General features: G+C 34.1%; 24 protein-coding genes, 4 tRNA genes and 1 pseudogene. 24 read left to right on the top strand and 5 right to left on the bottom strand.

What is annotated here, in order from left to right; translation table 11 throughout:
* The first annotated feature begins 56 nt into the window (after positions 1 to 56).
* The 8 genes from QFZ72_RS25340 (at position 57) to QFZ72_RS25305 (ending at position 3,269) form a co-directional block, all read left to right on the top strand.
* Positions 57 to 131, top strand: a tRNA-Gly gene (locus QFZ72_RS25340).
* Between the two features lie 8 nt (positions 132 to 139).
* Positions 140 to 213: transfer RNA gene (locus QFZ72_RS25335), tRNA-Cys, on the top strand.
* A 19-nt stretch (positions 214 to 232) separates the two neighbouring features.
* Positions 233 to 321 (top strand) — tRNA-Leu (locus QFZ72_RS25330).
* Positions 322 to 341: 20 nt separating this feature from the next.
* A tRNA-Leu gene (locus QFZ72_RS25325) sits at positions 342 to 422 on the top strand.
* Between the two features lie 119 nt (positions 423 to 541).
* Positions 542 to 1,468, top strand: a complete 927-nt coding sequence (locus tag QFZ72_RS25320) for a tyrosine-type recombinase/integrase (protein ID WP_307438916.1) — start codon at positions 542 to 544, stop codon at positions 1,466 to 1,468.
* 154 nt (positions 1,469 to 1,622) lie between these two features.
* Positions 1,623 to 2,486 (top strand): hypothetical protein, encoded by an 864-nt coding sequence (locus QFZ72_RS25315; protein WP_307438914.1) that lies wholly within the window; start codon positions 1,623 to 1,625, stop codon positions 2,484 to 2,486.
* 30 nt (positions 2,487 to 2,516) lie between these two features.
* Positions 2,517 to 2,873, top strand: a complete 357-nt coding sequence (locus QFZ72_RS25310) for a MerR family transcriptional regulator (RefSeq protein WP_307438912.1) — start codon at positions 2,517 to 2,519, stop codon at positions 2,871 to 2,873.
* Between the two features lie 171 nt (positions 2,874 to 3,044).
* A complete protein-coding gene (locus tag QFZ72_RS25305) occupies positions 3,045 to 3,269 on the top strand; it encodes a hypothetical protein (protein ID WP_307438911.1) in 225 nt (74 codons plus the stop codon).
* 59 nt (positions 3,270 to 3,328) lie between these two features.
* Here the strand turns inward: QFZ72_RS25305 and QFZ72_RS25300 are convergent, their stop codons facing one another.
* A complete protein-coding gene (locus tag QFZ72_RS25300; RefSeq protein ID WP_307438909.1) occupies positions 3,329 to 3,997 on the bottom strand; it encodes a BA5345 family protein in 669 nt (222 codons plus the stop codon).
* 312 nt (positions 3,998 to 4,309) lie between these two features.
* Here QFZ72_RS25300 and QFZ72_RS25295 point away from each other — a divergent pair, with 312 nt between their 5' ends.
* Positions 4,310 to 4,780, top strand: coding sequence for a hypothetical protein (locus tag QFZ72_RS25295; RefSeq protein WP_307438907.1), 471 nt, complete (start codon positions 4,310 to 4,312; stop codon positions 4,778 to 4,780).
* A gap of 212 nt (positions 4,781 to 4,992) precedes the next feature.
* Here the strand turns inward: QFZ72_RS25295 and QFZ72_RS25290 are convergent, their stop codons facing one another.
* Complete coding sequence (locus tag QFZ72_RS25290; RefSeq protein WP_307438906.1) at positions 4,993 to 6,117, bottom strand: protein kinase family protein; 1,125 nt, start codon at positions 6,115 to 6,117, stop codon at positions 4,993 to 4,995.
* A gap of 214 nt (positions 6,118 to 6,331) precedes the next feature.
* Here QFZ72_RS25290 and QFZ72_RS25285 point away from each other — a divergent pair, with 214 nt between their 5' ends.
* The 7 genes from QFZ72_RS25285 to QFZ72_RS25255 all read left to right on the top strand — a co-directional run bounded on the left by QFZ72_RS25285 (position 6,332) and on the right by QFZ72_RS25255 (position 12,007).
* On the top strand, positions 6,332 to 7,816 hold the full coding sequence (locus QFZ72_RS25285; RefSeq protein ID WP_307438905.1) for a DEAD/DEAH box helicase family protein: 1,485 nt from the start codon (positions 6,332 to 6,334) through the stop codon (positions 7,814 to 7,816).
* Positions 7,817 to 7,911: 95 nt separating this feature from the next.
* Positions 7,912 to 8,172, top strand: coding sequence for a hypothetical protein (locus QFZ72_RS25280; RefSeq protein ID WP_307438903.1), 261 nt, complete (start codon positions 7,912 to 7,914; stop codon positions 8,170 to 8,172).
* A gap of 922 nt (positions 8,173 to 9,094) precedes the next feature.
* A complete protein-coding gene (locus QFZ72_RS25275; protein ID WP_307438900.1) occupies positions 9,095 to 9,364 on the top strand; it encodes an HK97 family phage prohead protease in 270 nt (89 codons plus the stop codon).
* The gene (locus QFZ72_RS25270) at positions 9,345 to 10,706 is read left to right on the top strand and encodes a phage major capsid protein (RefSeq protein ID WP_307438899.1); all 1,362 of its coding nucleotides are present in this window, start codon (positions 9,345 to 9,347) and stop codon (positions 10,704 to 10,706) included. The genes QFZ72_RS25275 and QFZ72_RS25270 overlap by 20 nt, the downstream gene beginning before the upstream one ends.
* 121 nt (positions 10,707 to 10,827) lie before the next feature.
* Positions 10,828 to 11,052 (top strand): hypothetical protein, encoded by a 225-nt coding sequence (locus QFZ72_RS25265; RefSeq protein ID WP_307438897.1) that lies wholly within the window; start codon positions 10,828 to 10,830, stop codon positions 11,050 to 11,052.
* A 222-nt stretch (positions 11,053 to 11,274) separates the two neighbouring features.
* Positions 11,275 to 11,718 (top strand): P27 family phage terminase small subunit, encoded by a 444-nt coding sequence (locus QFZ72_RS25260; RefSeq protein ID WP_307438895.1) that lies wholly within the window; start codon positions 11,275 to 11,277, stop codon positions 11,716 to 11,718.
* 1 nt (position 11,719) lies between these two features.
* A complete protein-coding gene (locus tag QFZ72_RS25255; RefSeq protein WP_307438893.1) occupies positions 11,720 to 12,007 on the top strand; it encodes a hypothetical protein in 288 nt (95 codons plus the stop codon).
* Between the two features lie 287 nt (positions 12,008 to 12,294).
* On the opposite strand, the gene QFZ72_RS25250 is transcribed toward QFZ72_RS25255, so the two are convergent.
* Positions 12,295 to 14,148, bottom strand: coding sequence for an AIPR family protein (locus QFZ72_RS25250; protein WP_307438892.1), 1,854 nt, complete (start codon positions 14,146 to 14,148; stop codon positions 12,295 to 12,297).
* A 145-nt stretch (positions 14,149 to 14,293) separates the two neighbouring features.
* On the opposite strand from QFZ72_RS25250, the gene QFZ72_RS25245 reads away from it, so the two are divergent.
* From QFZ72_RS25245 to QFZ72_RS25230, 4 genes are all read left to right on the top strand, one after another.
* Positions 14,294 to 14,686, top strand: a complete 393-nt coding sequence (locus QFZ72_RS25245; RefSeq protein WP_307438889.1) for a hypothetical protein — start codon at positions 14,294 to 14,296, stop codon at positions 14,684 to 14,686.
* 289 nt (positions 14,687 to 14,975) lie between these two features.
* Entirely contained in the window at positions 14,976 to 15,170 is a 195-nt protein-coding gene (locus tag QFZ72_RS25240) for a hypothetical protein (protein WP_307438888.1), read from the top strand.
* Positions 15,171 to 15,431: 261 nt separating this feature from the next.
* Positions 15,432 to 15,686, top strand: a complete 255-nt coding sequence (locus QFZ72_RS25235; protein WP_307438886.1) for a hypothetical protein — start codon at positions 15,432 to 15,434, stop codon at positions 15,684 to 15,686.
* A 117-nt stretch (positions 15,687 to 15,803) separates the two neighbouring features.
* Positions 15,804 to 15,971, top strand: coding sequence for a hypothetical protein (locus tag QFZ72_RS25230; RefSeq protein ID WP_307438884.1), 168 nt, complete (start codon positions 15,804 to 15,806; stop codon positions 15,969 to 15,971).
* A 318-nt stretch (positions 15,972 to 16,289) separates the two neighbouring features.
* On the opposite strand, the pseudogene QFZ72_RS25225 reads toward QFZ72_RS25230, so the two are convergent.
* Both QFZ72_RS25225 and QFZ72_RS29655 read right to left on the bottom strand, forming a co-directional pair.
* Positions 16,290 to 17,352, bottom strand: a pseudogene (locus QFZ72_RS25225) (IS3 family transposase); the annotation flags it as partial.
* Positions 17,353 to 17,544: 192 nt separating this feature from the next.
* Complete coding sequence (locus tag QFZ72_RS29655; protein WP_373464640.1) at positions 17,545 to 17,820, bottom strand: Mut7-C RNAse domain-containing protein; 276 nt, start codon at positions 17,818 to 17,820, stop codon at positions 17,545 to 17,547.
* A gap of 34 nt (positions 17,821 to 17,854) precedes the next feature.
* Between QFZ72_RS29655 and QFZ72_RS25215 the strand changes: the two genes are divergently transcribed.
* From QFZ72_RS25215 to QFZ72_RS25200, 4 genes are all read left to right on the top strand, one after another.
* The gene (locus QFZ72_RS25215; RefSeq protein WP_307438879.1) at positions 17,855 to 18,064 is read left to right on the top strand and encodes a hypothetical protein; all 210 of its coding nucleotides are present in this window, start codon (positions 17,855 to 17,857) and stop codon (positions 18,062 to 18,064) included.
* 264 nt (positions 18,065 to 18,328) lie between these two features.
* The gene (locus QFZ72_RS25210) at positions 18,329 to 19,270 is read left to right on the top strand and encodes a carbohydrate ABC transporter permease (protein WP_307438877.1); all 942 of its coding nucleotides are present in this window, start codon (positions 18,329 to 18,331) and stop codon (positions 19,268 to 19,270) included.
* Entirely contained in the window at positions 19,270 to 20,097 is an 828-nt protein-coding gene (locus QFZ72_RS25205) for a carbohydrate ABC transporter permease (RefSeq protein ID WP_307438876.1), read from the top strand. Before QFZ72_RS25210 ends, QFZ72_RS25205 begins: the two co-directional genes overlap by 1 nt.
* An 83-nt stretch (positions 20,098 to 20,180) precedes the next feature.
* Entirely contained in the window at positions 20,181 to 21,464 is a 1,284-nt protein-coding gene (locus QFZ72_RS25200) for an ABC transporter substrate-binding protein (RefSeq protein WP_307438873.1), read from the top strand.
* Positions 21,465 to 21,567: the final 103 nt, after the last annotated feature.

The following is a 21,567-nucleotide window of genomic DNA, read 5'->3' as shown; positions in this document are numbered from 1 at the left end:
TTCATTAAGAGTCATCTTTGTGCAGCTCCTGCATAAAATACATTACGATACGATTTGCGGAAGTAGTTCAGTGGTAGAACACCACCTTGCCAAGGTGGGGGTCGCGGGTTCGAATCCCGTCTTCCGCTCCAATAGTTGAGGCGGCATAGCCAAGTGGTAAGGCAGAGGTCTGCAAAACCTTTATCCCCGGTTCAAATCCGGGTGTCGCCTCCAATTTTTATTTATCACCCTTGCCGGGGTGGCGGAACTGGCAGACGCACAGGACTTAAAATCCTGCGGTAGGTGACTACCGTACCGGTTCGATTCCGGTCCTCGGCACCATCTTCATCACAATTTCATTTGCCGGTGTGGCGGAATTGGCAGACGCGCACGACTCAAAATCGTGTTCCTCTGGAGTGTCGGTTCGACCCCGACCACCGGTATCAAAGATCTAATGAAATCAAGACTTCAACGATTATGTTGAGGTCTTTTTTTGTGTTTACCAACACGACATAAATAATTCAAAATCGTGTGCGTCGAATCGTGTGCGTAGGGGGTTGTGGTGGGTAGAAGAGGAAAACTTACAAATGAAGAACTACTAATTCTAAAGAAGAAGATAACAGATGATGAAGCTTTTGAAATTTTTTTTAGAGATTGTTATTTAAGAAACTTGAGACCAGCTACCATTGAGTATTATAAAAACGAATTCCATGCAGCGAAGAAAATTATTAAGAAGCAACTAGTTGATTGTCAGCAGTTTGATATTGAAACATTCATTTTAAAAAGCAAACAATTCATGAAAGTAACAAGTATCAATACTCGTTTAAGAGCTCTTAAATCTTTTTACAATTTTTTATATAAGAACAAGCACAATGATAAAAATCCGATGAAAAATATTAAGCTGTTAAGAGACAGACAAAAGACGATTGAAACCTTAGATAATAAAGAGATTGAAAATTTGCTGAAAATAATACGACAACAAAAATCGTTCATTGGCTTTAGGGATGAAGTAATACTATTAATATTTTTAGATACAGGTGTTCGTTTATCTGAGCTAGTAGGAATAGAAGTAAATGATGTAATGGATAATTCTATTATAGTTAGAAAAACTAAAAATTTATTTGAAAGAACAGTTTACCTATCTGATGTTACTGTAGATCAATTAAAAAGATACATCAAGATTAGAGGGAATGTAGAAACAGATAAACTCCTCATTACTCAAGATAATGGAGAACTGAAGCCACACAGTATACAAACGAGGTTTACGAAGTATGGGAAGGATGCGCGAATAACAAAACGTGTAAGTCCTCATACCTTTAGACATACAATGGCAAAACGAATGATAGTAGCAGGAATTGATGCATTTAGTCTTATGGCAATTTTGGGCCATCAGGACATAGCAATAACAAAGAAGTATGTAAATCTATGGGGATCTGATATTGAAAAGAAACATAAGGAGTATGGAGCATTAAGAGGGATTAAATTATAAAGGTATACGAACTTGTGTTCGTGTTATAAAATTAATAAAAGAGATGGTAAATGAGTTTGGCGGCTCTACCATCTCTAAATACAAGACACAGAAGATTGACCTCTGTATACTAATTATTACAGGTCTTCTTTGTTGTGTCAAAGGGAGAAGAACAATGAAGTTAATATCTATTCTAAGTGGTAAAGGATTTGTAATGTATAACAAAGAGTTAGCCCATGAAGTTTCCGTAAATGGATCTATTATCTTTGGTCAGTTATGCTCAAGTTACGAAAGCTTCGGTAGCAAGAATATGTTAAAAATCAAGAACAACAAAGAATATTTCTTCTTAACATCTGAAACGTTAGAAGAAGAAACTGCATTAACTTACAAGCAACAACTCAAAGCAGCTAAAGAATTAGAAGAACATGGCTACATTGAAACAAGGGTAATGGGAATGCCTTCAAAGAAATACTTCCATATCACTCCTAAAATTGAAACTAAATTAGTAGGAATACCTAGCTCTTCCAAAAGGGAAGACTTGATTAACTCTTTAACTGATGAATCAGAAGACAATAAGCAGTCTCCAAGGTATGACGAAAGGGAATACCTAGCTTTACCCAAAGGGAACACCATGCCTGACCAAAAGGTAACCCTAAAAATAAATAATAAAAAAGAACAAGATAAAGATATTTATAATTTCAATTGTAATTACAAGGAACCTCTGTCTTCAGATGAATTTAGTCTTTTACTAACCAATGCTGCTAATGAACTGTATACCAAGTTTTCTATTGGAAGGTATTCTAAGAAGCAATGGAATACACTTATTGAAAAATTTGTAAATGATACAATTGAAAGCAACAGGTATTTAAAGGTACCATTACATAAGATTAAAGGATATGCTTTTAAGTCTCTAGAAATAATCACGAATAACTCAGACTATAAACATTCCGAAGAATTTGATGAGTATAAAGAAACGATGTACGAGCTTTCAAACAACAAGACTAAAAATAGTCACTTATTTAACTGGTTAGAAGTTTAATTAATAATATTTTTTCCTAGGAGGCTCATAATGAAAATTAATGAAGTGTCTGCTATGCTAGGCTTAAGTGCTTCAGCTTTAAAAAAGTATTATCTCCTGTTTGAAAAGAATAATTATAAGTTCACTAGAAGTAAGCAAGGTCAGCTAGTTTTTTCTGAATATGAAGTTGAGTTGTTTAGAAAGCTAATCCATTTAAAGAATGAACCTGGAAATACTGTGGAAAAGTCAGTAGAAATTTTATTGAATAAGGAGCCACAAAAGAACAAAGAGCTTGATTTAATGCAATTATTGATTCAACAAGGAATACAGCTAAATATTATTTTAGATAGTATTAAAGAAATTGATAATAAGATTAAAAAATTAAATAAAAAAGTAGATAAGCTATAAGCGTTAATTAATAAGAAATTCGAGAAGGTTAGATAACGAGGTAAAAGGATATCCTCGGATAGTCTTCAAAAGCTCTAGAATGCCCCAGATTACACAAGAAATAGCTGGATAATAGATTAATATTATCTAGCTTGTTTTTATCTTTAAATTAAATATGGGAGGTGATTAAAAATGAATGCAGAAAAATTATTCCAAATGATTAAGGAATTAGATAACGGCGAACGTTGGAAGTTATTGGATATGATGTATGATGAATATTACAATGTAAGAAGTAATCCAAACACGGAAGAGCGACTTTCTAATTTAGAGAAGGATGTAGAGTTCCTTTCTAAAAAAATCGGAATCCACGATATGTACTTCAATCGAATTCATAAAGAAGATGAAGATCGAGCTTAATGCTCGATTTTTTCCTTTCATCAATTAATGAAAGTTAGGATATTGCAAATATGGTATATTTATTGATCTAAGTCAATTCTTTCACGAGCTTTACTAAATTCTTTATTTAAAAAAGAATTTAAAAAGTTACCTTGAAAATGTATTAAGTTTTCTGAGTAATACTTAAAACCTTTATATACAGAAAAGGCTAAATATATTAACAATATAATCAAAAAGATTACTAACCAGTTTAGCTCATTTTCATGAGCAATAAATAGGACAGATATGAATGAAAATATAATTGAAACAAGCAGCGCCCCTAAGCCGTGTATTGTGGTTAATAAATATCTATACCGTTCTGCCACATATTCACGTTTATCTTTATCTATTAAAAGGAGCTGTTTATGCCAATGATACTCTATTAAATAGTATGCTTTATGTTGACTGATTTCATGCAAGTTTATTTTGAAAGCTTCTTTATTTTCGACTAAAGCGATTGTTTTTGAGATTATTTTAGAGGATTGATTTGTGAAAATCCAATTAAGAGAAAAATAAATTTGATGCATTAAATAACCAATCACTACTCCTACAAATCCTAATGCAATGAGAACGCCTAATAATTGAGGTACGGTAAAATCTTTAGTAAATAACACTCCATTTTCTACAGATAGATAACTTATGTAGGAAAATAGTATAAAAACCCATCCAGGTATTCCCCATCTAATTAGATACTTAGTCTCAATGTTCAACGTGAATACCCCATCTCTAAAATTTATTTCTCAATCTATATTACTATTTATTTACAAATAAAACCATAAACATTTAATAAAATTTTCATTTGATTAATACTCAGCGTCATCACACGCCCCTACGCTGCATTTATCTTTAGCTCTCCTTAATAATTATATTAAAGAGACATCCAGGAAGCGTGTAAAATGAGCCTTAAATAACTTTTTAAATAATTTTTTAATTAAATTTTTCATTTTTGCTTTACACTTTGTCATTCTTACCCTATAACAACTCCGTAAGAAAAACAAAACAAATTTACGGAGGTCATATTAATGGAAATTTTAATGAAAAGTTATGAGGATCGATTTTATCCGGCTGGGGATGTCTCAGTAGTAAAAGATGCTTCATTAGCAAAGATAAGATATTTATTCAATGTTTACAGCGCGGAAGATGGAAAGAGAACTGGATCAGCATTGTTTAAAACAGAAGCTGATGATAAGTGGCTTGATTACGAAGATTTTGTTCTGAAATATTTCGGCTTTGATATAAAAAGACTAAATTACAAAGATGTTGAAACTGAGCATATTGGTTGGGAAGACGAAGATGGAACTTTTAAGACTAATGAGGAAGTCTCAGAACGATTAAAAAAAGCCAGGGAAGAAGCAGAAGCTGAACGAGAGGAATATAAATCACCAACTAAAGAGGAGCGATTAGCCAGTCTTATCGAGTGGAGAGATAGGATCAATCAACAAATTAAAGAATTAACTGAAAATCCTGAAGCCGACGATAATATTTGGTTTTAGGCGTAGTAAGAGAATCGAGCATAATGCTCGATTTTTTTTTGCATAAAATCAATATTTTTATTAATTAAAACAAAAAGGACCTAAGTGGTCCTTTAGCAACTTCTTCAATTTGAGCGACCCATTCATCAATAAGATACTGAATTTTTTGTGCGGAAAGTGACTTATCAATTTAATACAAGAAGCTGTAAGTTAAACGATAATATCCAAATTTTTTAGAACGGTAAATCATCATCGTCTATTTCTATTTGTAATTTTATGGTAGATAATCTTACATCTATGTTATCTAGTACTATTTTTTGCTTATCTGGCCCTAATCCTTGTAAAAATTGATAAAAATTAATAACTATTGAAAGGGGTATATCTTTTATTGGTTTAAATGTATAAGGGTTATTAATAAAGCAATTTATTAATTGTCTATTATCCTGTATATAATCTTCCAAAGAACTATTTAGAATAAGAGTAGATAATTCATTCATTATTATATTTGGTTCTTTAACAGGCTCATATCTATTTGTATGGCTTACTATATATCTTGAAAGTACTTCTGCAAAATCCCTATATAAATTCTTTTCCTCTTCTGTAAACTTTATTGCAAGTACTCCTTGGGAAATATCAACTGAAATGTCTTGAAATTTTAAATATCTTTCACGTGGATCTAATTGGTTCATCTTATCAATTATATATTTAAATTTAAAATTAGGTAGATTCTCACCAAGAATCCTACTAAACAGATTTCCAACAAAGTAGATTTCACTTTGATGGTTGTATATTCCTTCAGAGGCCGTTTCGTTTGGCAACTGTGTTACAGGCCAGTTCAAAAAGACACTTCTCCCATTCTTATCTTCGCCTACTAACTTTTTCCCAAATCCAAAATCTATGACCTTAACATTCTCTTGATTATCTATCAATATGTTTGCAGGACGAATATCCCTGTGCAATATATTATTAGATTCTAGATATTCAAATGCAGATATTGTTTCAGTGAAAATTTCTGACCAGTCTTTCCAAATAGGCTCAAATTCGTCAATTTGAACTCCTTCTATATATTCCATTTGAAGATACCCTAGTTTATGTTCAGGATATAAATAGTAATTATAAACTCTTACAATGTTAGTGTGGGAAATAGTAAATAAAATTTTAATCTCATCGACAAATCGTTTATAATTTTCGTCAATATAGTTAAGATCTTTTGGTACGTACTTTTTAAATGCAAAAAACATATCTGTAGTTTCATCTTTAAAGAGGTGAGTATCTCCAGTTCCTCCTTGACCAAGGGGTTTTATGTGTATAAATTGTTTTTCCGTATTAAATTCAACTACGGTACCTGGTTTAACCATTTATCCTCATTCCCATCCTACCTATTTTTGTATTATTTTAACATAAATTTCTTTTTGTATTAACGTAATAGTATATTTTTAAATTTTGGTTTACACTTCGTCAATTTGACCCTTGAATAATAATTTGTAAATTCTTTTCCGGTTATGATTTACGTTTTTCTTTCTTCTGATAGAAAGCATATATAAAGAAATTTAATCAATCGGAGGAATCAAATTGATCAGTAAAGTTTATGTAAGCGATGTAATTACAGCAGATGTCGTTAAGAAGTTAAAAGCAGGCGGAAATTATCTTATTGGTTCTGAAATGGGCAGTGGGAAAAATCATTGGGCAAGAAATATATTGCTTCCTTATACTTTAGAAAACAGAAAACGAACTTTGATAATAACACATCGTGCTCAAACAAAAGCACAGCAAAACTCTTACTTAGCTTCATTTAAAGAAGAGTGTGAACGTCAATTCTTGGGCGGATTGTTTCGTACCGAGTCTTATCAAACTTTCTCAAACATGATCAAACGTAACGATCCAGAAATTAATCGATTCGATTATATTGTTCACGATGAAGCTCATGCTCTTGTTAGTGATGCTTCTTTCAATACTCAAACAGAAATTGTCTTCAATTTCTTAAATAAAAATATCGATTCTATCAAGATCCTTATGACGGGAACTTATGACGGACTTAAATATTTACCTTGGAAGAACAAGCTAGAAATTCTTAAAGAAGCGAATTATTACAATAACAACATCAACAATTTGTATCGTTATGAGAAAGACGAAACAATCTTGGCCATAGTTGATAATGAAGTCAAACAAGGAAATAAAGTTCTGGTATTCCATAATTCAATTGATACAACATCAGGCTTTAATATTGGCAATAGCGCAATTCTTCATGCTGGCAATCGTCTGGCTTCAAAAGAATTCAATCAAATAGCTACAACTCAACAATTTTCGGTTGATGTTTTAAATACAACAAAGCTTATGACTGAAGCAACAGAAATTAAGGACAAAAAGTTGAAAGCAATCGTTAACCACGGGCTAAGCGATATTGATGTTGTTGCTCAAGCACCAGCTCGAAGCAGAGACGAAGAAGGAATAGATTATTACTACAAACGAATTTCAAAGAAGTCTATTCTTGCAAAGCTGCGTTATCTTGACAAACAACTTGGCTATTATGAAAAATTTGATGAGCTAGGCGAGATCGAATTTGTTAAAGAATATGGATTGAACATCATTCATAAGTCCATGAAAGCTTTCTATTTGGACACTGTTATTGATCCAGTTAGCAATCAACAATATACACGATTGCGAGTATCAAACACAGGTTTAGCATCTTTAAGCTATCAATATGACTATTACGAATTCATGAATGAGTATGGATTCGAATCCGCAATTAGCAAGTATTTTCCTGATAAAGCTTACATTGACTTGGAACAATTAAAGCGTGAAGCATTCATTCAATTAGATATTGTTAAGAACTACATTGGGAAGAAAGTTTTCAAAGAACAGCAGCAGGAATTATGCAATGTAATTTGCAGCAAGTACGGATTACGAGCAAAGAACGGTTCTACAAAAGTCGGCATGAAAACTATCAATGCATTCTTTGAAGAAAATAATATCGGTTTTGTTATTGAGAGCCTTCAAGATAAAGACAGAAATTCAGAGACTTTCAATAAAAGGTATTGGATTCTTTCAAAACGCTAATGTTCTCAAAAAAGTTACCTTTGTTATTTAAATAGAAACATAACTAATTTGAGAACATTTAAATAACTAATCATAACTTCAGGAGGAAATTAATCATGGCAAAACGACACTTAACATTTGACGAACAAATTGCAGAACAACAACAAGAAGTATGGGAACTAGCTGGAATCTGCGATATCGACCAGTTGAACCTTCGAAATCGTATCTTTGAAAAAGGTCTTGTTATGGAAGAATCAGAATGCTTAATGACTCTTTATAAAAAGGATTCAGTTGATGTCAAAAAAGATTATTTTTTAGTCTTGGCTGAAATGAAGAAGTTTTATAGGAAAATATCAAAGTCCAGCTGTCGGAAGTAAGATTGCTTAGTTAAGCAAATAAGTATCAAAATATCGTACAGGATCTTCCATCTATGTATATATAATATATAGAGCGTTGCACAACCGTGCAATTATTCTATAACTTCTTTTCGATTTTAGAAGTTCTGAAATTTGTGAGTTGACGAGCCTTCAAGCTTCAAAACTTGAACGATTCACGTTTTCTTAATGCTTTAGATTCATTGAATACTTCCTATTTTAATTGCAACACAATGAGCCGGTCACTTCCATGTCTCGGCTTCTTCTTTTACAATTTAGCTGATAATCAGCAAACAATATAAGCACTTCGGTGCTACATGACGATTTAAATGTTGTCATATATGATTTCTCCGTGAGAATGGCTAGCCACCATTCTTTATTAAATTTAAAATTGTGGCTCACTCTAGCCATATATATACATGAGTGGTTGAGTCTGCGATGACAGTTCATATAACTAGAGCAACCAATCAATCAAAGAAGCATCCTAATAAGATGCTTTCTTTTTTTTATTATGCGCTCTTGCAGCGCTCCAATTGTCATTATCAAACATGCAACATCCTCAAGTTTCAGAAGGGTACCTGGTCAGTATCTAAGAAGGCGAGCTTAATTGCTCGTCTTTTTTTTACGATTTTTTAGTTTTGCACGTTCAAGCAATTTTAATAATAAATCTGGCACCGCTTTGCGGTGACTATTAACCAAATTACAGAATTGGTTAAGTCTCTCATATTGAGGTTTGTATCTTTACTTCTCTGGCATTAGAGGAGTTCTTTGAAAGCCTGATTCACTTTCAAAGCCTTGGCGTATCTTCGGATACGTCTTTTTTTATTTAAATAACTACTTACAAAAATAAATCGCTGTTCATTCAGCAAAAAGAAACGAAAGGATGAAGATCTTGAAAAAAAATATCGAACTACGAGTTCTGAATATGGAACTACGTTCAGATAAGAATAAAAGTATGACAGTCTCTGGCTACGTGAATAAAACGGAGCAGCTTAGTAACATTTTGGGTTCTGGAAAGAAATTCGTTGAAAAAATTTCGAAGGGTGCGTTTGATCGGGCAGTTCGCAATGCTAAGTCAGACATTCACTTTTTAGCAGAACACAATCCTAAAGAACTTTTATCTTCAACAAGAAATGGGTCATTGACGCTTACGGAAGATTCTACTGGTTTTATTTATGACTGCAGAGATTGCTGACACTTCATGGGGTCGAGATTATTACGAATTGATTAATTCTGGAATTCTACGAAATATGTCTTTCGGATTTCGGACGATCTCCGATTCTTGGAAGCCTACAGCTTCAGGCATTCACGAAAGAACTATTGAAGAACTTGAGCTCTTCGAAATTTCGGTTGTCAGAGATCCTGCGTATAGTGACAGTACTATTTCAGCTCGTGGAATAGACATAGTAGAAGCTGATATACCTACGGAAGTAGAAGTTGAAATTCAAGAAAGTGAAGAACGAGAGCTCCCGATAGATGTTCGTGTTTCAAAGTTAAAACTTAGCATAGCAAAGCAAGAAGAAGAAGTTCGAAGAGCTGAAAAGACATTAAATCTTTCACCAACTTTCAAGTTCATATTAATAAACGAAAAAGAGAAATTATCTGAGCTAAATGAAGAGTTCAGACAATTAAAAAATCAAATGGAGGAAATTGAAATGAAAAATGAAGAACGTGCATTACAAACAAAAGCGGTAGTAGGTAATTCAGCAAGTCCAAAGCTAGTTGATAGTATTGTAAAAAAATTAGAAAGCACCTCATCTGTATTTTCGAAATCTCGTAAGATTCCGTTCAATGGAGAAGAAATGAAGATTCCTTATGAAACAGCTTTAGTTGATGCAGTGTTTCTTGATGAAGGTTCAAACGCTCCAGAAATTGCGTTCAACTTGTCTAATCTTGCTGTAATGAATCAACGTCGAGTTGCAGTAAGTATTTCTATGTCTAAGCAGTACATGTTTGATTCCGGTGTTGATTTGTCTCAGCATGCTAGAGACCTGGTAGCTCGTAGAGTTCTTAAAAGAATTGAAAAGTCTATCATGGTTGGTAATGCTGCAAACGAATTTAAAGGAATTGCTCCTGACTCGAATGTTACTTCGAAAAATATTTCGTTAGGTGCAGCTACTCAGCTAGTCAATAATCTTCGAAGTGTATACTTTGCTGTTCATGAAGATTTCGTTGGAACCTCTTCTTGGTATATGTCTCGTCCATTCTTCGAAAAAGTAGTTGACTTCAAAGATAGCGACGGTAACTTCTATGTAAAGCAAATCGAATTAAATGGAAAAATTGTTTATACATTGTTTGGTGCTCCAATTGAAATTTCTAATGCTTTATCAGCTGGTGATACAATCGGACAAGTTCCAGTATTATTTGGGAGCATCGAAGATTGCTATACAGTCGGAGTTTCGAAAGACTTAGAAGTTAAAGATATTGCAGGCACTCCGAAAGTTCTTGCTGGTTCTGTTGGATTCCTCGCTGAGTTTTATGGTGATGGCCGAGTTCACAACTACCAAGCAATCGCTAAAGGAACAATTTCATCATAATCATTTATGCTCATTACTTCATAAACTTTGAGTGGTCGTTAATTCGGCTACTCTTTTTTTATTAAGACAGTAATAAGTACAACATAAATAGCAGATTAAATGTAGAAAGGATAGTTGATGTATGGATGAAAAGATTAGTTGTTTAGAAGCAGTAAGAGAAGACATTGGAGAGAAAGCATTTAAGTTTTCTTTAGCGAAGATTGTGGTCAATGATTACATCGAAGTAATGAAGTCAAGAGACATGAAGCTAAGTAGAAGTTTAGTGCTATCAAAAGTTAACTTAATACTGACAACACATGGCAGTGAAGAAGTTTCGTATGGTTATCTCAGAAATGTTGGCTACTAAAAAAAATGATTGGCCAAAACGACACCGCCTACCCTCCCGAAAAAAACTCGTACAGTCACGATAATAACAGGGGATGAGACGGTTTTACGATAGTACATTTTGAGCCCTAGCCCGTCGTATCATGCCTAGAAAGGACTGAATAAAATTAATTTAAAACCAGCACATCTAAAACAAGACAGCAATCCATATAGACAAGAAAAGAACATACAACAGAAGCATGAAATGAAGCAGCAGTTTTCATCTTCAAATTTGTCGAATCTTCCAGATCATATCTTTCTAAGAAATGAAAAAGTGTACGCAGCTTTAGTTTCCAACTTGAAGGATTTAGGACTCGGCTTTCATTTAAAAGATATTGATATTTTTTCTTTAGCAGCTGCAGCAAATACAATCGACTTACTGAATGAAATTGAAATTGGTCTTGTGAAGCATGGTGCAGTACAAACAATCATGACTCGTGAAGGATTTGAGAAAGTAGTTGCTTCCCCATATGTTCAAATGAGAAGTACGCAGCTTAACTTACTTCAGTCTCAGCTAAAGTCTTTGCAGTTAGATCCAGCTTCAAGACAGCTACTTACCCAGTCAGTTTTGAATGACGTAAATATGATAGATGATGAAATTGATGAAGGTGATGAATTGCTAAACAGCATCATGAAAAGGTTGGACTGATATGAAAGCATATAACAGAGAATACCCAACAACAACAGATAGTTGTCTGGATATTATGAGCTCTGCGAAAAATGGCAAATACACTCAAAAAGAAGCACTTAAGATTCTGCTTACAACGCCTGAACTTTTAGATCCTCTTCAATTCCTTCTGTTTAGCTACGATACAAATCTTCAAGATGCTGTTTCTTACAAAGATTATGTCGCTCTCATGAAGAACAAAGCAATGAAGACCAAGAATCAAGCTTTACTGAATATCGTTAAAGAATTGGATGGTGATAAGTTTGATTAAGCAATACAACTTCCTTATTGATGGAAGACTAATAACCGTTTCTGCATCAAGTCTTACTGAAGCAGAAAAGCTAGCAAAGCTAATATCTGAAGACATAAAAAAATAGCAGTCGATTAAGATTAAATTCTTAATTGGCTGCTATTATTTTTTATTTAATAATCAGTAGTAATGTCTGAAGTTCATTTATCAAACTGATATACTAAAGTGTTGTTCATATAACTTCCCAAGTAACTTTAAGCGATCCTCGTTACTTAACTCTTCTGTTCCTTCTAATATATCCTGAGTATTTAACTAACAGAATTTATTACCTCTATAATATCTTTATACACATCTTCAAATTCTATATCTTCTAAGATTTGATCAACTTTAAACTCTAGTATTTCCCAATTCTTAGGCTTGTGAACTTTATTTTGTAAAAATCCACGAAGATTATCTCCTACCTCATTCTTAATTAATGTATCTCTAAAATAGGAACGAAGTATTTTATGGTTAATCTTTAGAAGTTCGATATTCAAATCCCGGTTGTTAAATAACCTAGTGAAAAATTCAATGCTAATATCAGTTGGAGACTCAATCTCTAAGTGCTTAATTTGATTATATAGTCTGAGTAAAAATAAATAATAAGTAGAAACAAATAAGAAAGCAGCATTTTTTCTGAAATCGTTTGGACCAGCTTTGTAGTTAAGTTCTTCCTTTGCAAACTTTAGAACGAGAAAAGGAAATAAAAAGTGTTCCAATGGGAGTTTTTTTGTATCGTCGTTTATAATTTTTTCCCATTGTGAGCCTAATGGAGTTAATTCATTTGCTCTTCCGTATGCTACGTTAGGCATCTGTTTTATTGCAGCAGTAAATGATTGAATAATTTCCTTAGCAGGAAGTACAAATTTCTTAGAGTTTTTAACTGCTTCTAACAAGTAGTTATATTGGTCATTACCTTTGTACGATTTTTGTATTGATGGAGGCTCGGTTATAAATGAACCTCGCTGAATCTCATAATAGTATCCATATTGTTTAAAAGATATTTTTAGCGTTCTTTGAAAAGTGTCAAGAGCATAGAAATCTAATCCCTTAACAGCATTCTGGCTATTAGTATATCTAGTAATTTTATCTCTCAACTCTTTTTTTAAGTTTTCATCTGCGCTTTTCTTTGTTTTGATAATTTTTATTAGTATATATCCTTCTTGTTCAAGTTCATTTATTTCAGAACTTGTCATATTTTTGAAATAACCGGCTAATGTTTTAGCTGTTTGACATCCATTAACTATTTGTGGTGCTGTAATATTTACGAGACCTCTTACAAAAGCGTAATCATCACAAACGATCGTGACTCCGTTATTGTAGTACCAAAAATTATTTAATTCTTCTTTTAGTGTTTTTTTAATGCCTTGATTAATCTTTGTTCCTTTAAGGAAATTTCTAATATTTGAGTGGAATAAAGTATTTCCACCTTCGTTAACGAACTCGGCGAAATGATTAACCTTGACCATTGTAACGAGGGTACCAAAGCTTTCAAAGTTACTCTGAATTGGTAGTTTGATTTTTTTATCTCTGAAATTTTTAGGAAGCATACCTTTTTTAATTTCAATTGCTTCATGAATGTTTTCGAAATCATAAAAAAAATATTTTAAGTTTTTATATTCTTCTTTAACATTTTTAAGGGCACTCTTCTTTTGTATGTTTTCATGTTCACTAATGTCATTATTAGTAATATAGTAGCAATTGATTGTTTCGTTGTTTTGGTTTGCTTGTCTAACTTTCTTACACATTTCTAAAACATAATCTCTTTCACTATATGGAAGTTCCGTAGCTACTCTTTGACAATCTGCAATAAATCGCACCATAGAATCAATACTATGAGATGTTGAATATTTACTTTGTAGTATACAAATTTCACTGTTGTATTCAAATACAGCATCGATTCCATTGTCGAACTTACCGGATATTTCAACAGCATCATTAACTTCATCTTCTCTGAGCTCAAATATGTTGTATAAAATCCATTCACAGAAGCTGTTTCCTATTGAAACCATATTTGTTTTTTCACTATTTTCTTTCAAATATTCATCAATTGATGATGTAATATTATTCGTGAGATCTTGTTGATTTTTAATTGCTGTTTTATTATTTCTAATCTTAGACATGTTTGTTCCCCCCTAACTTATTAAGGAAATTATACCATTATAGTACATATTAACCATATTATCTCTGAATGTTTATGAATAAAATTTTAATTTTATTTTACATTTTGGATTACCTAGATATAAGAATATTGAGGTGATTCAAATGATGCCAACAAAAGAAGAACTTGCACAGCATCTTTTAGACAAAATGACGAATCAAGACATAGGCAAAATTTATGGAACGTCTTTTCAAAAAATAATCCAACTTATTAAGCGATATGAACTTAATCCAAATGAACTTAGAAAAGTAGATTTGCAAATTGTTTATTTGCATCTTCTTAATGGAAAAGTCGTTTATGTGGGAAGTGGTCTATGGTATCGGTGTAGAAGATATACTAATAGAAGAAACTTGATACATAGGCAGCTCATGCAAGATGGAATAATTATATATGAAATTGTTGCTGAATTTGAAGAAGCAGTTGCAGCAAGACGATATGAACACCAATTAATTGAGAAATACAAAAAGGTAGGACAAGCAATTTATAATAAACATGCATGATATCCTTGACTGATACTATAGACAGAGGCATAATAGTCAATAATCGTGTTCTTAAAAAAACACCAAAATTCAACTAATCATTGATATGATTGATTAGATATCAATTACCGTACAGATGTGGACTCAAAATCGTGTTCCTCTGGAGTGTCGGTTCGACCCCGACCACCGGTATCAAAAATCTATAGAAATCAAGACTTCAACGGTTATGTTGAGGTCTTTTTTTTGTTTTCTAACACGACATAAATAATTAAAAATCGTGTGCGTCGAATCGTGTACGTAGGGGATTGTGGTGGGAAGAAGAGGCAAACTTACAAATGAAGAATTACTAAAACTTAATAAAAAAGTAACAGATGAGGAAGCTTTTGAAATCTTCTTTAGAGATTGTTATTTAAGAAACTTGAGACCAGCTACTACAGCAGCTTACTTATTAAACTTATATCCTGAAGCTAGAAATTCTGATCCAATACTACAACTTAAGTACTGAGGAAAATTCGAAGATGGTTATACGGGAAGAGTAATTGATCCTCAAGAGTATCCGAAATTTGAAAGGTTAACGTCATTAACTCGTGCCAGAGCAAGGATACAAAATCAGTTTGGTTTGTACCAACCTACGAGTAAAGAAGTTATTAGACAAAGAAGAGCAAGGAGAGAAAACATGGTAGTGAAAAGTATGCAGTAGTTGGCAGTCTATGGATTGCTGATATAAATCGCAATATGGAGATACAGTTATATCTAAGAAAATGGATTGAAGAGAAGAAAGAACAATGAGTTAGAATACCAAAAAGAGTTTCATTTTACTGAGTCAAAGAGACAGCAACTAGACAGAGGTAAGTCATTAGATGAAACAATCTTTTCTTTATATTATCAAATTGTCCATTTAGGCTTAGAACATGAAGAAAAAACTGGAAGAGTAACTTTACCTAGAGACATTTATTATTATAAAGATAGTGAGGACGGAGATAAATTACGTTTTAATAGTGCTGAAACAGCTGCTCACTGACAGATTTATTGAACATTTGATGATAAATTATATCTTGCAGATCTTAACTCATTAGTCTCGTCTAAATTCTTTTTAATACAAATAGCTGATTTAGTTACAGGCAGTATATCAAGAGTTTTGAATAGAGAAGAAAATGGACCAAGGAATTATAAAGATGAACTTGCAGAATTTATATTAGAAAGCTTAGATATAAACTATCGTGAAGGGTTTTCTGTAGATAATTTAGATGAAATTAGTGAACTTGATTTGGAACAAGATAGCGCATTTGTTTATCTGTTTGATTAATCATTATATTTTGTGTTCTGCAGGGGTGGGGCGATAGAAAGGAAATGAACGGGTTAAAAAAAGAAGGATGTTAAAATAGGAACATAATATAAACGAGAACAATAGTAAACTCGGTTATATACAGTTTTACTACAATCAACTAAAAACCACCTCCGAAAATATATTCTATGTTAAAAATGCAATTATGGTGCTACAAAAGGAGGAAGTAAGATGAAGATTAGCACACAATTAGCAAGATGTAAGTAAAATATGCATTGCGCAAAATGAAAAAAGGAAATCAAAATGAAGTGACCCCAAAAAGTTAGACATATTATTTAATTAAGCTGCTTGTTGGGCAAGAGTCCGGTATTTTACCGGACTCTTGCCTTTTAATTTTGCCTTAATTCGTTTGTGATTATAGTAATGGATATACTTTCTGAGCTCTTGCTTAAAATGCTCGACACTTTTAAAGTCTTGGTAATAAAGAAATTCCGATTTTAAGATACCAAAGAAGTTTTCTATGACCGCATTGTCGTAACAGTTCCCTTTACGGGACATGCTTTGAGTGATGTTCTTGTTCTTTAAAGCCAGACGATATTTCTTGATTTGATAGTGCCATCCCTGGTCAGAGTGAATCAATAAATCATCATCCATAGTTTTTCGTTTAAAAGCCTTTTTTAACATATCTGAGACAAGGGAATAGGTTGGTCTGGATCCGATTGTATATGTGATAATTTCACCGTTGTATAAATCTAGCATCGGAGAAAGATAAAGTTTCTTTCCAAACAATTTGAATTCTGTAATGTCTGTGACCCATTTCTCATTCGGCTGAGAAGCCTTAAAATTCCGATTCAGCACGTTATCTGCAACCTTGCCTACTTCTCCTTTATACGACCGATATTTCTTCATGCGGACAAGGCACTTTAAGCCTAGTTCCTTCATAAGGCGATAAACTTTTTTATGATTAACTTGCTGTCCGCGATTTGCGAGTTCAGCACGAATACGCCGGTACCCGTATCGCCCTTTATGTTCATGATAAATGTCTTCTATCAGTGTTTTTAATTCTGCATCTTTATCTGGACGTCCAAGCTGTTTTACCCAATGGTAATACGTGCTGCGCGGAATACCTGCAAGCTTTAGGAGTGATTTCACTGGGAATACCTGCCTCAATTCATAGACTACTTGCGCTTTGTCTTGTTTGGTGATTTTTCCTTGTTTTGAACTAAGGCATTCAACTTTTTAAATAAGCAAGCTCCATGTTTAAGCGTTCAACCTCAGCTTGAAGTGCTTCGACCGTTACTTCAGCTTGTTCATCTTTTAAGATTTCTTTTTCATTTTCCTTCTTCATCAATGGACGCCCCTTTTTCCTTGGCATTAGGGCGTCCACTCCTAGTGTTTCGAATAACCTGATTCTTTTTTGAAAGTGAATCTATAAATTCTTTTACAACTCATGTACTGCTACGGTCTGTCCCCACTCGGGAGTACAATCCAATCTCGTCATGCTATCGATTAAGCCTTCATCTGCGAAAGGTGTAGTTGAGGACTTGCTAAATCTATCACGGATCCTTATAAAGAGTGAGGTAAGGCCCTCACTCTAATTTGTATTTGTATAATGGTGACCTTCGATAAACTGATCACAGTTTGTGCAGTAGCTTGTATAGGCATCTGGATAACCTGATTTTGTTTTTTCCTTTGTATAGTCTTTATCTGCGAGGTAAGCTGTATTGCATGTCTGGCATCTTAAGAAGTAGTCTTTATTCATTGTAAAATTGCTCCTTTTCATTTGATAATTTATTTGAACCTGTTTATTTTTCGATGTCAAGATGTTTTTTGAATAAATGTTAAAATAAAATTCTCCTTTCAGTAACATGTAGTCACCTAAGAAAAAAGGAGATGTTTGAAAAATGATTTACCTTTATAAATTTGAAGGGAAAAATTATTGGATTGAGGATTACAATTCTAGTCTAGATGGTGATCGTCAATTAATTATCAGATTGAACGAAATAGAAATTGAAGAATTTACTTATTTATTTCAAAAAATATTTAAAATGTTGAAAGAGGAGGGATATCTTGATGCCCGTGAAGTGATTGAAGAATTAAGTGAAGATGATTAACAATAGGATAAAACTACGCAATAAATAAGGAATCTTATTGGACGCCCTAACCCAGCGTTCTTTTTAATTTTATAAACGGTCAAAGGGTTCTCCGTTATATCGGAGGCCTTTTTTTATTATCGAAATGGAGATGAAGAAAATGAACGATTTAAAAAAATATAGTCAAAATATTGCACCTTCTTCGTCAATTTAGTCTCCCTATATAAGTAAGCGCTGCCATTATAATAAAAGAAAGCGATTACAATAAAAGGGGTGGTGATACGGTTGGAAACGAAAATTCAAACGAATCCGGTAAGCACAAAATCTCATTTGGAGGCAGTACCTAAAAAGAAATTTAAGTATAAGAGCTTACTAACATACGCTGCCTTTGTTGGACCGGCACTTTTATTTTTCTTAGTTATTCAGATTCTTCCGTTCTTAATGGGTCTTTATTATTCATTTACTTCATGGAATGGAGTCAGCTCGGCTGTTGAGTGGGTTGGAATTGAAAATTATAAGAAAATCTTTACGAACGATCCGGCCTTTTTTAATTCTTTTATGTTTACGACGAAATTTATGTTTGCGGCTGTTATTATTAGTAACTTAATAGGTTTTGCGTTTGCATTGATTTTAAATGCTGCGCTTAAAACCAAGAACATATTGCGGACCGTGTTTTTTATTCCTAACGTGATCGGCGGGTTATTGCTCGGATTTATCTGGCAGTTTATTTTTGTAAAAGGGTTTGCTTCGATCGGGAACATGACGGGCATCGAATTTTTCAAAATGCCGTGGCTAGGGGATGAAACGACAGCGTTCTGGGGAATTGTCATCGTATTTGCATGGCAGACCAGCGGTTATATGATGGTCATCTATATTGCAGCGCTTCAAGGTGTGGATAATTCCCTGCTGGAGGCTGCGAAAATGGATGGTGCATCAAGCTTCACACTTTTAACAAAAATCATTATTCCTTTAATATTACCGGCATTTACGATTTGTCTGTTCTTAACGATTTCGATGGCATTCAAGATCTTTGACCTGAATATTTCCCTGACAGGCGGAGGGCCATTCAATTCAACTCAGTCTGTAGCGATTAATATTTATCAGGAAGCCTTCCAGAACAATCGTTATGGATTAGGTACAGCGAAGTCCATTCTGTTCTTTGTAGTAGTTGCAATCTTTACTACAGTTCAGGTTATGATGACGAAGAAGAGGGAGGTTGAGGCTTAATGGGTAACCGGTATACAAGCAGGACGTTTATATTAGAGATAATAGCCATTGCCGTCGCGCTCATTTTCCTTATCCCGTTTTACTTCGTTCTGGTCAACTCAGTCAAGCCGTTTGCGGCAATCCTCATTGATGCTGCAGCATGGCCGAAGGAATTCATGTTTTCTAACTATGCCAAGGTGTGGGAGATCATCAACTTCCCTCGTGCATTCTGGAACTCCCTTGTGATTACAGTTTTCAGTAACATTGGTTTAGTTATCATAAGTTCGATGGCTGCGTGGAAAATGGTCCGCACGCCAGGAAAGTTCAGCAAGATTTTATTCATTCTCTTCGTAGCTGCCATGGTGATCCCGTTCCAGACGGTCATGATCCCGCTTATGAAGCTTGGCGGTACGCTCGGGATAACAAATAGTATTCCAGGCTTAATCATGATGTATTTTGGATTTGGTGTTCCGCTGTCGCTGTTCTTATATCATGGATTCGTAAAAACAGTTCCTGTGGAAATTGAAGAATCAGCGAAAATAGACGGTTGCAGCGAGTTCGGAGTATTTTGGAGAATTGTTTTCCCTCTCCTAAAACCGATTACTGTCACAGTCGTTATTTTGAACACGCTATGGATCTGGAATGATTATCTGCTTCCATTGCTGGTTCTCCAGGATGCAGAGCTGCGGACGATTCCGCTTGCAGCAAGCTCATTCTTTGCTCAGTATACGAAGCAGTGGGATATGGGTCTTGCCGCGTTAGTGCTTGGTATTACACCAGTCGTCATCTTCTTCTTATTCTTACAGAAGCACATTATCAAGGGCATTGCTTCTGGCTCAATCAAGTAAATATAAAGTTTCTGCATTCATTGGATGTTAATGGGTGCAGAAAATTATATAATATTATAGTTATCAAGGAGGTCAATCCATTAATGAAACGCTTTCTGTTATTATGTATGTCTTTAGTATTCGTATTTGGTATTATGGCTGGCTGTTCTTCTAAGGAAACGGCTAAAGATGGGGAGTCAGGCGGAGATTCTAAGTCTGGTGATGAAGTAGTAACGCTTAATTTCTTCCAGTTCAAGGTTGAAATTGCTGATCAGCTTCAAGAGATGATTAAAGAATTCGAAGCTGAGCATCCAAACATTAAAGTAAAGCTTGAAACAGTTGGCGGAGGTGCTGATTACGGTGCTGCGCTTAAAGCAAAATTCGCTTCAGGTGAAGAGCCGGATATTTTCAACAACGGCGGATTTAAAGAATTAGAGCTTTGGAAAGAAAAGTTAGCTGATCTATCAGGCGAGCCATGGGTTGAGCATGTTCTTCCAATCGGAAAAGTGCCAATGACAGATGCAGACGGCAAGCTTTATGGTATGCCTGTAAACCTTGAAGGATATGGATTTGTTTACAACAAAGATTTATTTGAAAAAGCGGGTATTACAGAGCCGCCTAAAACGATTGACGAATTAAAAGACGCTGCGAAAAAGCTTGAAGCTAAAAAGATCACTCCATTCTCTGCCGGTTATGGCGAGTGGTGGGTAATTGGACAGCATTTACTTAACATTCCATTTGCTCAGCAAGAAGATCCAGAAGCATTTATCGCTGGATTATATGATGGTTCTGAGAAAATCCCAGGCAACAAGCAGTTTAAAGAATTTAAAGAAGTATTAGACACAGAGCTTAAATATGCAAACGATAATCCATTAACAACAGATTACAATACTCAAGTTACACTGTTTGCTTCTGGTGAAACAGCAATGCTTCAACAAGGAAACTGGACTGAGAACATGATCACTGAAATCAATCCTGAAATCAACATGGGCTTCCTTCCAATTCCAATCAGCAATGATGATAGTGCAGGAAAACTTCCTGTAGGCGTTCCGAATAACTGGGTATTGAATAAAAACTCAGAGCACCTTGAAGAAGCTAAAACATTCTTAAACTGGATGGTTTCTTCTGAAACTGGTAAACGCTTCATCACAGAAGAATTTGCATTCATTCCAGCATTTGATAACATTGAGCCAGCAGGTCTTGGTGATCTGGGAACATCAATCCTTGATTACTCTAAGGAAGAAAAAACAATTCCTTGGACTTGGTTCAAATGGCCGGATGGAGCGAATAAAGAATTCGCAGCAGCTATTCAGGAATACGCTGCAGGCAAAATTGATTATGATACACTGCTTGAGAGATTCCAGACATCTTGGGATAACTTGAAATAATGATAGCAGCAGAAAGCATGCCTTATGGGCATGCTTTTTTTTGCCGCTTCATAATTGCTCATGATAAGAGGCTTTAAGCTATAAAAAGGTTATTTCAGATAAT

It is taken from the genome of Bacillus sp. V2I10, from assembly GCF_030817055.1.
Lineage (GTDB): Bacteria > Bacillota > Bacilli > Bacillales > Bacillaceae > Bacillus_P.
The sequence above is the reverse complement of the archived record's forward strand: the minus strand, read 5'-3'. Positions and strand labels throughout refer to the sequence as shown.

Excerpts from the sequence above, each read along its gene's own strand:
- QFZ72_RS25315 (WP_307438914.1), top strand. The coding sequence starts at position 1,623 with ATGAAGTTAATATCTATTCTAAGTGGTAAAGGATTTGTAATGTATAAC.
- QFZ72_RS25310 (WP_307438912.1), top strand. The coding sequence starts at position 2,517 with ATGAAAATTAATGAAGTGTCTGCTATGCTAGGCTTAAGTGCTTCAGCT.
- QFZ72_RS25305 (WP_307438911.1), top strand. The coding sequence starts at position 3,045 with ATGAATGCAGAAAAATTATTCCAAATGATTAAGGAATTAGATAACGGC.
- QFZ72_RS25295 (WP_307438907.1), top strand. The coding sequence starts at position 4,310 with ATGGAAATTTTAATGAAAAGTTATGAGGATCGATTTTATCCGGCTGGG.
- QFZ72_RS25290 (WP_307438906.1), bottom strand. The coding sequence starts at position 6,117 with ATGGTTAAACCAGGTACCGTAGTTGAATTTAATACGGAAAAACAATTT.
- QFZ72_RS25280 (WP_307438903.1), top strand. The coding sequence starts at position 7,912 with ATGGCAAAACGACACTTAACATTTGACGAACAAATTGCAGAACAACAA.
- QFZ72_RS25275 (WP_307438900.1), top strand. The coding sequence starts at position 9,095 with ATGGAACTACGTTCAGATAAGAATAAAAGTATGACAGTCTCTGGCTAC.
- QFZ72_RS25270 (WP_307438899.1), top strand. The coding sequence starts at position 9,345 with ATGACTGCAGAGATTGCTGACACTTCATGGGGTCGAGATTATTACGAA.
- QFZ72_RS25265 (WP_307438897.1), top strand. The coding sequence starts at position 10,828 with ATGGATGAAAAGATTAGTTGTTTAGAAGCAGTAAGAGAAGACATTGGA.
- QFZ72_RS25260 (WP_307438895.1), top strand. The coding sequence starts at position 11,275 with ATGAAGCAGCAGTTTTCATCTTCAAATTTGTCGAATCTTCCAGATCAT.
- QFZ72_RS25255 (WP_307438893.1), top strand. The coding sequence starts at position 11,720 with ATGAAAGCATATAACAGAGAATACCCAACAACAACAGATAGTTGTCTG.
- QFZ72_RS25250 (WP_307438892.1), bottom strand. The coding sequence starts at position 14,148 with ATGTCTAAGATTAGAAATAATAAAACAGCAATTAAAAATCAACAAGAT.
- QFZ72_RS25245 (WP_307438889.1), top strand. The coding sequence starts at position 14,294 with ATGCCAACAAAAGAAGAACTTGCACAGCATCTTTTAGACAAAATGACG.
- QFZ72_RS29655 (WP_373464640.1), bottom strand. The coding sequence starts at position 17,820 with ATGTTACTGAAAGGAGAATTTTATTTTAACATTTATTCAAAAAACATC.
- QFZ72_RS25215 (WP_307438879.1), top strand. The coding sequence starts at position 17,855 with ATGATTTACCTTTATAAATTTGAAGGGAAAAATTATTGGATTGAGGAT.
- QFZ72_RS25205 (WP_307438876.1), top strand. The coding sequence starts at position 19,270 with ATGGGTAACCGGTATACAAGCAGGACGTTTATATTAGAGATAATAGCC.
- QFZ72_RS25200 (WP_307438873.1), top strand. The coding sequence starts at position 20,181 with ATGAAACGCTTTCTGTTATTATGTATGTCTTTAGTATTCGTATTTGGT.